The organism is Bradyrhizobium sp. USDA 4503 (genome assembly GCF_054055815.1).
Window position 1 is genome coordinate 8,309,478 of record NZ_JBSRXS010000001.1, and the last position, 13,005, is coordinate 8,322,482.

General features: G+C 58.9%; 10 protein-coding genes and 1 riboswitch. Of the genes, 1 reads left to right on the plus strand and 9 read right to left on the minus strand.

The features are described from left to right. Positions 1–1,138 precede the first annotated feature (1,138 nt). Positions 1,139–1,339: riboswitch (cobalamin riboswitch) on the plus strand. A 99-nt stretch (positions 1,340–1,438) separates the two neighbouring features. Continuing rightward, positions 1,439–3,784, plus strand: a complete 2,346-nt coding sequence (gene metE, locus ACVMIH_RS39130) for a 5-methyltetrahydropteroyltriglutamate--homocysteine S-methyltransferase (protein ID WP_456828425.1) — start codon at positions 1,439–1,441, stop codon at positions 3,782–3,784. Between the two features lie 879 nt (positions 3,785–4,663). On the opposite strand, the gene ACVMIH_RS39135 is transcribed toward metE, so the two are convergent. The 9 genes from ACVMIH_RS39135 to ACVMIH_RS39175 form a co-directional block, all read right to left on the minus strand. Then, the gene (locus tag ACVMIH_RS39135; protein WP_456827138.1) at positions 4,664–4,981 is read right to left on the minus strand and encodes a BrnA antitoxin family protein; all 318 of its coding nucleotides are present in this window, start codon (positions 4,979–4,981) and stop codon (positions 4,664–4,666) included. 176 nt (positions 4,982–5,157) lie between these two features. Further along, complete coding sequence (gene hemN, locus ACVMIH_RS39140; protein ID WP_456828426.1) at positions 5,158–6,510, minus strand: oxygen-independent coproporphyrinogen III oxidase; 1,353 nt, start codon at positions 6,508–6,510, stop codon at positions 5,158–5,160. Between the two features lie 525 nt (positions 6,511–7,035). Continuing rightward, positions 7,036–7,665, minus strand: coding sequence for a hemerythrin domain-containing protein (locus tag ACVMIH_RS39145; RefSeq protein WP_456827139.1), 630 nt, complete (start codon positions 7,663–7,665; stop codon positions 7,036–7,038). A gap of 106 nt (positions 7,666–7,771) precedes the next feature. Continuing rightward, positions 7,772–8,455: a helix-turn-helix domain-containing protein gene (locus tag ACVMIH_RS39150; protein WP_456827140.1), complete on the minus strand. Its 684-nt coding sequence runs from the start codon at positions 8,453–8,455 to the stop codon at positions 7,772–7,774. Between the two features lie 654 nt (positions 8,456–9,109). After that, entirely contained in the window at positions 9,110–9,940 is an 831-nt protein-coding gene (locus ACVMIH_RS39155; RefSeq protein ID WP_456827141.1) for a universal stress protein, read from the minus strand. A gap of 289 nt (positions 9,941–10,229) precedes the next feature. Next, entirely contained in the window at positions 10,230–10,835 is a 606-nt protein-coding gene (gene fixJ / locus ACVMIH_RS39160) for a response regulator FixJ (RefSeq protein WP_456865913.1), read from the minus strand. Continuing rightward, positions 10,832–12,262 carry a PAS domain S-box protein gene (locus ACVMIH_RS39165; protein WP_456827143.1) on the minus strand — a complete coding sequence of 477 codons (1,431 nt, stop codon included), beginning with the start codon at positions 12,260–12,262 and terminating at the stop codon, positions 10,832–10,834. The genes fixJ and ACVMIH_RS39165 overlap by 4 nt, the downstream gene beginning before the upstream one ends. 110 nt (positions 12,263–12,372) lie before the next feature. Beyond that, a complete protein-coding gene (locus tag ACVMIH_RS39170) occupies positions 12,373–12,555 on the minus strand; it encodes a hypothetical protein (RefSeq protein ID WP_050421514.1) in 183 nt (60 codons plus the stop codon). 47 nt (positions 12,556–12,602) lie between these two features. Beyond that, entirely contained in the window at positions 12,603–12,947 is a 345-nt protein-coding gene (locus ACVMIH_RS39175) for a hypothetical protein (RefSeq protein WP_456827144.1), read from the minus strand. Positions 12,948–13,005: the final 58 nt, after the last annotated feature.

The window sequence follows — 13,005 nt, forward strand, 5'->3', positions numbered from 1 at the left end:
ACGAGAGCGCTCTCGTCCGCGCGCACACTATTGCTCGTCGCAGCCAGGCCAACCAGGCAGATTAGCGATTGACAGAGACTAAACCAAAGCACACCTCTTGCAGATATTTTCTTCATAACCGCCGGACCATCTGGTTCTCATCCGCACGTTGATTCCAAGCGGGCGCCTTCAATGTTATGCGCGATTGAAAGAAGTTAGCGGCAACGTGACGCGGGCGCCCGCTGATGTCCCGCGCGAGCAGGCGCTGTCCCCTCTATGTCACGCGCCGCTAACTTCAGTGGGCCAGCCACAGCCTCAATTTGCTGTGCTGGACCAGCCCAGGAGGAGAAGCCCGGGCAATTGAGGGTTTGCATTCTTCGTGCCAGGAAATAACCGGCAATTCGCGCTGGATTCCTGTTGTCTTTGTCGACTTTCCGACCTGCGCTCGTTCCAATGTTCCCATTCTGCTGATCGGCCTTGGTGTTCTTTCTCCTCGCACCGGACGAAGCGCAGGCGAACGCTCGCTGCCAAGTTCCTGATGACAATCGGGAACGCTTTTGTCGCCATTGATCGCTCGGCGATGGGGCGCTGCGGAAGTGCCCTAGCAGCCTCAGCCGGGTTCACTTGCACTTGATGTCCGCGGAGTTGCGAAGCCGATCCTCAGCGCCGGGATCTGGAATCGGCGGCAGTGCAGGGTCTTCAGACAGGCCAATGATACGACGTCGTGCGTTGGGCCTTACGCAGGCGCGGTGATACTCATCGGCTGTGATCGATCGGTCGTGTCGTTCCTCTTCATGATTGGAGAAGCTACGCTTCCATCCGGTCGTGTCGAGCCGCAAGCAGGCAACGATGGAGTCGCACTAGCTTCGCCTTGAAGTGCTCAACAGGCTCAGAGCATCTGTCTAAGGGTTCGGCTTATGAACGGCCGTCCGCAAGGCTGGCACAGCGATGATGCCGAGGGCACGCCAAATAGCCATTCTCATTGCGAGAGCCTCCCCTGCCTCTGTTGAGGCGGATCGGTATGCGTGCTCAACCATTATCGCCAAGGCAGACCGTGAGACTCTTATCGTGGTCGAAGTGATTGGTCATTCATGTAGCCGATGTGGCGGCATCAACGTAAGGGATTGATCTGATAGGTTGACGGTAGAGGCATCTTGCCGATAATCCAAGTCGTCGAGGTTCTCCGGTCGCGCTTGATCCGGAGCTAAGAGGGAAGCCGGTGAAATGCCGGCGCTGCCCCCGCAACTGTGAGCGGCGAGCCGCTGTCCAACAAAGTCACTGAAGCCCGTGCGGCTTCGGGAAGGCCGGGCAGCAGCGATGACCCGCAAGCCAGGAGACCTGCCTCGACAATATACACGTCCACGGGCGGGGTGTCCCGGTGGTGCGCCAAGCAGTCGCCGCTCGAGCGATCCTGCCTGCGTCCGCCATGGCCTTTGCCCCCAAATATGGGGTTAACGCTATGTCTCTTCTCTCCCTTCCGGTTGCCACGCTCGGAACGCCACGGATCGGTCCAAGGCGCGAGCTCAAACGCGCGCTCGAAAGCTACTGGTCCGGCGCAATCAGCGAACAGCGATTGCTCGAGGATGCAGCTGGCCTGCGTGCCGCAAACTGGGCTCGCCAAAACTCCCTCGGTGTCACTGTCATTCCGTCGAACGATTTCTCGTTGTACGACCAGGTGCTCGACACCAGTGTCATGGTTGGTGCTATTCCGGAAATCTACGCCTCGAAAACCGAACCGGTTTCGCTCAAGACTTACTTCGACATGGCCCGCGGTTCGCAATGCGACCGGCAGGATGCGAGTTGCGGTCACGGATCGCGCGGATTTGGCGCTCCCGCGCAGGAGATGACCAAGTGGTTCGACACCAACTACCACTACATGGTTCCGGAATTTCATCGGGGACAGACGTTCCGCCTGTCCTCTCGCAAGCCTGTCGAGGAGTATGAGGAAGCCAAGGCCCTTGGGTTTCAGACCCGCCCTGTCCTGATCGGGCCGGTCACATTCCTAAAGCTTGGCAAGAGTGCTGATCCTGCGTTCCAGCCACTGTCGCTCCTGGATGACCTCATACCGGTCTATATCGAGGTTCTGCAGGAACTAGCCAAGCGGGGGGCAAACTGGGTTCAGTTCGACGAGCCCTGCCTGGTCCTTGATCTGGATGAGGATTCGCGAAAATCTTTGCTGCACGCCTATGACCGGCTCACCACGGAGGCCCCGGACGTCAAGATCATGGTCGCCAGCTATTTTGGCGATCTCGGCGACAATCTGGATACCGCCTTGAACATGCCCGTTGCCGGACTGCATGTGGATCTAGTTCGCGCGCCGAAGCTATTGGAGCGGATTATTGCCGCCTGCCGGCGCGATCTCGTCATGTCGCTTGGTGTCATCGACGGACGAAATGTGTGGCGGTCGGATCTGTCGGGGCTCCACCAGCAGCTGGATCCCGCCATTGCGAAGCTAGGCAGGGACCGTGTCCAGATCGCCCCATCCTGCTCGCTGCTTCATGTGCCGGTCGATGTTGAACTCGAGACCGGGCTTGATTCCGATGTTAAGAGCTGGCTTGCTTTCTCGGTTCAGAAGATGCGTGAGCTTGCGATCCTGGCGCGAGCGCTCGCAGGTGACCAGAACGTTGCGGAAGCTCTTGCGGAATCGCAACGTGCCGCGACCGTCCGCCGAACATCACCGAAGATCTGTGATGCCAATCTCGCTGTGCGGATGAGGGCTATCGACCAAGCCATGCGCCGGCGCGCCAGCCCATTTCTCCGTCGTGCCGAAATCCAACGCAAGCGCTTCGCACTACCGGCTTTTCCTACCACGACCATCGGATCGTTCCCGCAGACCGCAGAGGTCCGTAATGCCCGTGCGGCACATGCGCGAGGCGCGATGAGCGACGAGCAATATGACAAATTCCTTAAGGAGGAGACCGCGCGCGCTATACGTTGGCAAGAGGAAATCGGTCTGGACGTTCTCGTACACGGCGAGTTTGAACGCAATGATATGGTGCAGTACTTCGGCGAGCAACTTGCCGGCTTCGCATTTACCAGGAACGGCTGGGTGCAATCCTATGGTTCGCGTTGTGTCCGGCCACCGATCTTGTTCGGTGATGTCTTGCGGCCCAAGCCGATCACCGTCAACTGGTGGCGCTACGCGCAATCACTGACCAATAAGCCGGTGAAGGCAATGTTGACCGGACCAGTAACGATATTGAACTGGTCGTTTGTTCGCGACGATATTCCAAGAGGCGAGGTCTGCCGCCAGATTGCGCTCGCGATCCGAGACGAAGTCCGCGATCTCGAGACAGCCGGTGCGACCATGATTCAGATCGACGAAGCTGCACTCCGCGAAGGATTACCTTTGCGTCGATCGGAGTGGGCGGCCTATCTTGAGTGGGCCGGGGATAGCTTCCGCATCTGCTCATCGGGCGTCGCTGATCGAACGCAGATTCATACGCATATGTGCTACTCGGAGTTCAATGACATCATCGATGCGATTGCTGCAATGGACGCGGATGTCATCTCGATCGAAACGTCGCGCTCGAAGATGGAACTGCTCGACGCGTTCAGGAACTACAAATATCCAAACCAAATCGGGCCGGGCGTGTACGACATCCATTCTCCGCGCGTTCCCGAGGTAGGGGAAATGAAGGAACTGATGGCGTTGGCCCGGAAGCGGTTGCAGGATTCGCAGCTCTGGGTCAATCCGGACTGTGGTCTGAAGACGCGCAAATGGGAGGAGGTTCACCCGGCGCTGATCAACATGGTCGCCGCCGCCCGCGAACTGCGCGCGGCATCCGATCGGCCACGCTATTGATCCTGCACTTGGCTCTCTCTCTCTCTCTCTCTCTCTCTCCTCTCTCTCTCTCTCTCCTCGCGGAAGCTGATCCGGTTTTTATTCACTTGCGCTCTCGATCGTCTGGACGGAGCTTTGGATGAACATAAAAAAGCCCGGCCGCGTCTAGCAGGCCGGGCGAAAGTCAAGTCTGAGAGGAGCGACGCTGACGCATCGCCGACTTCCATCGGCGGAGGGAGGACAGCCGATGGTCCGATCACCGGCGAGGACATTCGCCGAAAATCTGAAGCCGAACTTAAAGCACGGCTCAGTGAAGCTCAATTATGCCGTCGTATGCGTCCGGTGTAATCGAGTATTGGAAAACTACACTAAGGTTTGTCGCTGATGAGCACTTTCACAACGGTTCATCGACTCGAGCAATGAGGGCGGTGACGCCCCACGGTCGAATCTCGGCCGAGCCCATGTGCAATCGGCGGCGCTTTGCGGCCGCTCGATCAGCGTGACTATACGGGAAGACGCGAAGGAACCGTTGAGCACAGCCAGTACAAGTTGGTTGTTATTGACTCGAGTACTGCTCGGGTCGGCGGTGTCCGGTTCCACTCAATAGCCGAGTTTCGGCTCGAGGCTCTGTTTGGGTTCGAGGAGCGGATCGACGCTGGTGTAACACAAGCGTGAAAGTGGCGGGATGCCAAATCGGGCCGGCTCCTCAGTCGTGACATCGGTTCTGGCCCGAGGCATAAGCCGGCTCACCGGTGTCGGGTTCGGGAAGCGACCTGTTCGACGCATCGCAAGCGATCGCAGAGCTTATGCTGAGTAAAGCGTTATGCGGGCTGGTAGCCTGTGAACGCATTCTTGACTGTCGCAGTCCATATATCCTGCGGCTCGGCCAAGCATTGCGCATCACGCGCGGTTCGTCGGTTTCGTCTTTTGCTGCATGTAGGACCGCAGCACGGCATTGATGCGCCGTTGATAGCCTTCGCCTTCGCCCTTGAAGAAGTCGAGTACGTCCTCGTCGACGCGAATGGAAATAGCCTTCTTCTTTGGCGGGACTACCAGCACCGCATCGGACCAATCAATTTCCTTGAAGTCCTGCCAATCGGTATCTTTCTCCATAGCGGTCTCGACCTCTGCGTCCGTGAGTGCGTCAATACGAGCCCAGTCAGACTTGCCACTTCGGCGATCGCCCCATCTTCTCCTTATGGTTCTCTCTTTCTTCATTCTTCCTCGCGCGAGCTGCTGAAGTGCCCGGAGCCTAGCCTTGCGCCGAGTCGAGCCCACGGACACGATCCGATCTACGATCGGTTGTAAGCGTGTTGTACATACGACGTGTATATAGATTCGTCCAGACCGAAGTGCGGGATTGTTAGGCAGGTGAACCCGCTTGTCCTCGAGGATCAGACCGCCCGACTGTGCGTAGCCCCGCACCGAGGAAGGTGAGCGTCGAACGCCGAGGCGACGCTCCGGACGAGGAACTGGGCGCCATCGGCTAGTGAAAGCCGGCCATTGTCAACCACGACGACGCCATCTGCGATAAGGCTGTCGAGTCTGGGCCGATCGACAACGGCCGACTCCGGATCCCTTCCGTGACGGCGAGACGTCTCGGAGAGATCGATTGTCATGTCGCACATAATTCGCTCGATGATCTCCGCCCGGTAGCGATCGTCATCGGTCAGTGAATAGCCCCTCGCGGTCGCGAGCCGATCCTCCGTGAGGCGGGCGAGGTAATCCCTGGTCGAGACAGCGTTCGCGACGAAGCCCTGTTGCAGGCGGCCGATGGCGCTGGCACCGAGGCCAATAAGGGCGTCCGCGCAATCGTCCGTGTACCCCTGGAAATTGCGCCGCAACCTGCCGTGCTTCGCGGCCGCAGCGAGATTGTCGTGCGGCAGAGCGAAGTGATCGATGCCCACGCGTACATACCCTGCGTCAACCAAAGTGTCGGCTACCATTTCGGATTGGAGGTAGCGTTCGACGCTGTCGGGCAGAGTGGATTCGTCGATCTTGCGTTGATGCTTCTTGAATGTAGGAATGTGTGCGTAGCCAAAGGCCGAGAACCGGTCCGGATGCAACTCGAGGCATTTATCGACGGTGTCCAGGCACGAATCGACTGTCTGCTGGGGCAGCCCATACAGCAGGTCGAAATTGATCCGACAAACGCCGGCGTTGCGTAACCGCTCGACCGAAGTTGCGGTCTGTTCGAAGCTCTGCAGACGATTAATGGCCTGCTGAACAACCGGATCGAAGCTCTGCACGCCAAGGCTCGCTCGATTGACCCCGCTATAGCCCAGCGCCTCGGCCATCGGCTCGCTCAACATGCGGGGGTCGATCTCCACGGCGATCTCGGCATCAGGCAGGACGGCGAACGAATAACGCAACGAACCGACCAGATCAGCGAATGCTTCAGGTGTCATGATCGTCGGCGTGCCACCCCCGAAGTGGATACGAGAGATCGGTTGTCGTTGGCCAACGGCTTCTGCAACGAGGTAGGCTTCCGTGCGCAGTCCAGCCGTATAGATCGCGATCGGATCGTCGCGTTTCGTGACAGATGTGTGGCAGCCGCAGTACCAGCACATGCTTCGACAAAATGGCACGTGCACGTAGATCGAGGCGGAATGCTGGCCCCCCAGAGACTTGAGCCAAGCTTTATAGTCGAGCTCGCGAACTGACGCTGAGAAATGAGGGGCCGTCGGATAGCTGGTGTAGCGCGGCAGTCGGTGCTGCCCGTAGGATTGTGCCAATTCCGGTCGCATTCCGATGCCTTTCTCGCTCTCCGGCCCGATTATCGGACGGGCGCTGAGTAAGCTTTGCGCTGTCTCAAATATCGCAGCTGCTGATGGGGGGCGGCTTTGACGTAATTGGTAGGTCATGCCGGCGGCGCATACATCGTGCTTGGGGTCGCGATTAAGCGGTCACACGTCAGCAATGAGCATCCTTGGCGATGCGCCCTCCCATAGCTCGTCACGATTCAATCGCGCCAGCGTTGGACGAGACGAACGCATCGGTCGGCGGACATGAGAGGTGCACCGTTTTGCGCGATATCAATGCGGCGTGGCCAAGCCTGTTGTGATCCTTGCCGTCGATCACGTTTGAACCAGACCCATGGAGGTTCGGCCATGGCTCTTGCACCGGCAGTCGAAGCAAGCCATCATCGGGCGCAGAAGCATTCTGGCTGCGCGTAGCCTGATAGCCGGCGAGGCATCCTTGCGATCTTCATTTGGCGGTCTTCATTCGACTGGATGAGGATGATGTCCATCGTCCTCCTGAAACGGCAGCGATCAATTTGGGCCATCCGTCTCGACGCCGTGTCGCGGGTTGCCGCCCATTGCGGACGAAAATGCGAGTGAGCTCCGTTCGGCTTCAGCTTCTTGTTCCAATTGTAGAATATGCGCTCTCAGCGCATCGGAAGCCGCTTCAGCTGTCTCGCTGAATAGCGGATCTCCGTGATCGGTGAGGGCGCAAGCGACTTCGGCCCAATCCTGAGCCGATAAAGCCTCAAGCGCGGCGGGGAAGAAGTCTCGTTCTTCCCACATCATGTGGTGCCGCTCGCGTACTATAAAGTCGCGCACGATGTTGCCGACGTCTTGCCGAAGGACTTCACGATCTGCCAGGACACCATCAATGGCGCGAGCGAAGTGGTGCAAGCGGTCGATGACTTCCTGATGCTCATGCGCGAGATCGCCGACCATTGCGGCCGCATCCGGATCGCGCCTCTTGAGCTTGGAAAAGATCAAGTCCTCTTGAGGATGATGATACACCTCAGGGTAAACCTCGAAATAGCTGATAATCGCGCGGATCACCTCATAGTCCGGACGATCTCCATGCTCAAAAATCTCCAATTCGCGTTGAAGGGCGACCAGAAGCAGATCAATGTTGCGATGCTCTCGAAGCAAGCGACCGATGATCATTGCGGTGCTCCATGGGGAAAAATCTAATTTAGCAGGCGATTTGTGCCAGCACTGCTCGGCGCACAGAAGGAGTGCGCCGCCCTGCCTGGAACTGGCGCAAATCACATTAGCCAAAGTTCTGCGCAAAGCGGTTGGACAATGTGTCCTTGCGGAGCTCGACTCGGCGAGTGGTCGGCAGGGCGATCGCGCCATTGTGCTCAAGCTGAGTGAAAGTGCGCGACACCGTCTCAATGGTCAAGCCAAGGTAATCTGCAACATCTTGCCGTGACATGGGCAGATCGATGGCAGCGTTCTTCGTAGTGCGGCGAGATATGTCGAGCAGGAAGGCGATGACCCGTTCTTCTGCGCTGCTGATAAGGAGCATCGAATGCGCCTGGAAACGGCGGAGCTCGAGCGCCATCGCGTCCCAGAGTTGCCTTGCCAGTTCCCTCTCGTGGCTGGCGCGAAAGATGACAGCGCTGCGCTTCACCATTAGCAGGTGTGTCTCGCAGATCGCCTCGGCCGAAGAGATATGGCTTTCTTCGGCCTCAAAGCCAAAGATGTCACCGGGCAAATAGAACGCGCCGATCTGACGACGTCCGTCTTCCAGAATCTTGTAGGTTCGCACAGCCCCCGATACCACCTGATAAAGGTATTCGGCTGCTTCGTCCTCTCCGTAAATCTCGCTATTGCGTGTGAACCGCATCGGTGTCGCAATCATACCAAGCGGTCCACGATTGTCAGATTGCCCACGCAAGACGTTGGATGGATGGCGGCTGGTCTCAGGAAGGCTGGCGGCCTGGGCGTACATGGCTGGCGGACTCTGCTGGCGAACGTCGATGAGACGCAGATTGGTCGCTCCTGACAAACTGTGAAATCTCGATGTTTTACCTAAGTAGAAGCCACTAGGTATTTACACGTAAGTTCTTGATGAGTTTCTCTTGAACGACGCGCGACGCGGGTCCCCTGTCACTCGAACATGCTCAAATCAGATTGGGCCAGCTTTGGATCGGAAGCTGTATGCTGACTTGGCTGCCCGCCACGGAAACAATCCAAAGCGCGCGGCCGCACCGGTGAAGAGCTCCAAGAGCTGTCGTCCACCGTCACTTTCAGCCCGCCGCAGGAGGTCTCCTTCGCAAATCATGCCTCTGATCCTGTTCAGCACGGGTCGGCCGCGGAGATGACGAGGCGGGATCATTAGGATCGTCGACGCTGACGACGGCCCGGTCGTCACTTCATGTGGTCCGAGTTGGAAGCTGAATCATAGAGCTAGGCTCGCGCGACATATTGACCTGGCTCAACAGCCGGCTCGGCCGCACTCCAGCAATCTTAGAAACCGGAGGAGAATCGTGATCCAGCCTGATGTTGAGCTCGGGCATCGTCGGATGCCGGTAACGCCGATCGCGACAGCATTTTGATGGCATCCTGGCGGGTCTGGCGACATGCTGCCCCTACGGTCTTACCCTCAGTGTGACATCAGGACCGGGATGTTGATCCCGCGAAGCATATGCCCTGCGGTGCCGAGCAGCCTCTCCTGCAGCCGAAAGCGACCGTATCCTCCCATCACCAGCAGGTCGAGGCTCTCGTCGGCCGCAAGCGACAGGAGGGGGCGCCGCGCTGCCCGCGTTGTCGGAAGTGACACGACCTTCGCAGGAAGTCCTGATTTTGCAAGATACTCTCCCAGATGCGCGGTGGAACTCTCTGCCGGGACTTTGTCCGGAGCGGTGGTCGCGATGATGGTGAGGGCATCGGCTTTACACAAAAGTGGCATCGCATCGTGCAACGCGCGGGCCGCACGGCGGCTGCCGTCCCAGCAAACCCCCACCCGTCTGATCGAAAAAGCGCCGTGGAACATATGTGGCAGGTACAGAACAGGTCGACCAGCCTGGGAAAGGATCTCCCTGGGGATCAGATTATCGTAACTATCGTGGCCGCTCTGAGGCTGTGTGACGATGGTCATGTCGTGGACTCGCGCGCTCGCGCAGATGATGCGGCGCGCGTCTGCTGGAATCGCGCTCAGCGCACGACTCGTATAGGAAATGCCGGCATTCCGCGCCTGCAGATCGAAGATATGAAGTGCTGCTTCGGCTCGCTCCAACGCACGCGCCTGCTCGACGTCGAAGACCGAAGTGACTGCCGTTACGCCGATTGCAAGAAGCGGAATAATGGTTCTCTCGTAACCGATGGCTACAACGTCAAGGTGCGCGCCGGTGCTCAATGCGAAGGAAATCGACCCGTTGATTGCAGCCCGCGCCGGGAGCTCCGTCGGAAGGTGAACCAGGATATTCCCGAGCATTGTCGTTCTCCGAAGTCAAAGACCCCCTGCCTCGGAGCACAATCCGGGCCCGCATTTGATCCGCTTCATATGCGCCGCTGAACGTTCCTGACCACGATCAAACTGGCAAGAAGCGGGTCTCACGATAGTCCACGGCCAGGAATAGTCCTCGCCTGTGTTGCACAATTTACGCCCTGCAAAGAATCCGCAGGCGATATGAGGCTCCATCGCATCGGGAACATGACCTGCTCGGCGCGATCTGCTTACCAGCTTGATGCGTGAATGGGGCATTCCGTCGCTTGCAATGTTGCTAGAGCCCGGCGGCGATGGCTATTCGCATCAACTCGGACATGCTGCGAACATTGGTCTTTGCCATGACGTTCGCCCGGTAAACCTCGACCGTTCTCGGGCTGATACCAAGATCATGGGCGATCACCTTGTTGATCTTGCCGGCCAGTAGTCCCTGCAGGACATCACGCTCGCGCGATGAGAGGTCTGCCAGACGGGCTTCGGCCTGCAGTTTCGCCGCATCGTCCGTTGGCTTGGTTGGGCTTGCTTCCAAGGCGCTATTGATCGCACGCAATAGCACCTCGTCTTCGAAGGGCTTCTCGATGAAGTCGACCGCACCCGCTTTCATCGCTTCGACTGCCAGCGTTACGTCGCCATGACCAGTTATCAGGATGACGGGACAGTCGACGCGATCGGCCTTCAGCTTGCGGACCAGTTCCAGGCCGCTCATGCCCGGCATGCGGATGTCGGACACAATGCAGTCAACCGGACCGCTCGCGGCGTCACCGAGAAAGCCGCTCGCCGTCTCATAGGTTGCCACGCAGAAGCCTCTAACATCAAGCAGAAACGCGAGCGAGTCCCGCATCGCGGCGTCATCGTCGATCACAAGAACGCGCCGCATGGTCATGCTTCTTCATTAGCCTCCGCAAATGGCAGGGTAAACTGAAAGACCGTGCCGCCGCCCGGATTGGCTTCCACAGCGATGTGGCCGCCATGGGACTCGACGATCGTCCGGCAGATTGATAGTCCCACACCCATGCCATGCTCTTTGGTCGTGACAAAGGGCTGAAACAGGCGGTCGGCGATATCAGGGCTGATGCCAGAGCCTGTATCGGCGACGGTAAATCTGGCGAGGCCGTCGACTTTGGCAACTCCGACGGTCAATTCGCGACGCGGGCTGGAAGCCATCGCCTCGATCGCGTTTCGTATCAGGTTCAGCGCGACCTGCTGGATCTGGATCTTGTCCACGATCATCGATGGCAGATCGCGATCGCTGCGGATCGTCACCCGCACGCCTTGCTCCTTGGCGCCGAGCAAGGCCAGAGCGACCGCCTCTTCAAGCAGGGTGAGTGGATTCTCCATTGTGTGCTCCGTCTCGCCTTTGGCAACGAATTCCCGCAGGCGCTTGATGATATCGCCGGCCCGCAGAGCTTGCTGGGTGGCATGTTCGATGGCATCACCAATACGGTTGGCATCCGGCTTGTCTGACGCCAGCAGCGTCTTGGCGCCGCGCATGTAGTTTGTGATTGCGGAGAGCGGCTGGTTGATCTCGTGGGCAATAGACGAGGCCATCTCACCCATGGCGGTCAACCGCGAGACGTGCACGAGCTCAGATTGCAGTTCCTGCAATCGTCGTTCCTGCGCCCGCCGTTCGGTGAGGTCTCGGATGAAGCCGGTAAAGAATCGTTCGCCGCGCACTTTGGCCTCACCGACGGCAAGCTCCATCGGAAAGGTCGAGCCGTCGCTTCGCTCGCCGACCACGATACGGCCGATGCCGATGATGCGACGCTCTCCGGTAGCCAGATAGCGTTCAATGTAGCGGTCATGCTCGGCGCGGTAGGGCTGTGGCATCAACCTGGATACATTTGCTCCGACCACCTCGTCCGGAGACCAACCGAATAAACGCACGGCTGCGGCGCTGAACGAGCGAATGATTCCCTTCTCGTCAATCACGATCATGGCTTCCGGCACGGTGTCCAGGATCGACTGCAGATGGGCTTGCCGGTACCGCGCCTGCTCTGATTCTCGCCGCAGCCGATCGCCCATGAAGCCGAGCAGGGGGCCAAGTACCGCCAGTCCGGCTATATCGATCATGTTTGCGGAATCGGAGAGGAGGTTGTTCCCAAGACATGCCGCGCTGATGATGAGGCAGAGCAGCGTAGCGAAGATGGCCGGTCCGCGGCCGCCAGCGAAAGCGGAAAAAACGATGACTGGAAGGTAGATGATCGTGAACGTGCGGTCCTGAAGATACGGATCCAGCGCCGCACGAAGCACGAGCGCCAGCGCGGCGGCCGCCGCGGCTGTGCCATAGCGGTACCAGATGTGGTCGGACATGTTTCCCGGCAACCCTCTCATTCGATCGACTGTACATAGTTTGTCTATGTGAGGCGACCGGATGCAGCCGCGTTTCGTTGCGCTACCTATTGTGTGCAGGGCGGCGACCGCTATCTCGGCCAGATGCGCCAGTGCGTGGGCTGCACCGCGACGTGCTCTCCGGTCATGGCCTTGATCCAGCCGCCGAAGATCCGGCGGCAAGGAAAGACCAACCGGTGAATGGTATTACCCTCGATCACCGCGATCTCCAGCTCCCGGTCAAAGGGCGCCGTTTCAATGCGCTCCCAGGTCAAGTTGCCAATAGATCCTGGATGGTGTTCATCGCCGCGGACTGACAAAATCAGGCAACCTTCCGAATGCTACGGGCGAGATCGCTCGGCCGCTGCGCTAACAGGCTCAGCCTGATCTCGCGCAAGCGGCGCATGGTCGCGATCACGCCAGTTGCGGTCCGGATGCTTTGGGGCGTAGCGCCGCCGATCCTGTCGTGCTGGGACGTGATCCGATCGCCGACCGAAGTATAAGGGCTGCGAAGCAGTTCCCGGGATCCGGTCGAGTCGAACCGGACCAGTTCAAGCCAGCGCCGGCTGGTATTGATTACCGTTGTACAGCAGCTGGAGTGGACTGCCGTTCCCGCAAGCGTGCCCGCGGCGGGACAATTGTCGCCGTGGTCTGTCATGTCGAACATCCTTTGTCGGTCGGAAGTCTCCCCGTCCCACGAGGTTAGCGTGGGGCGTGGAGTCTTG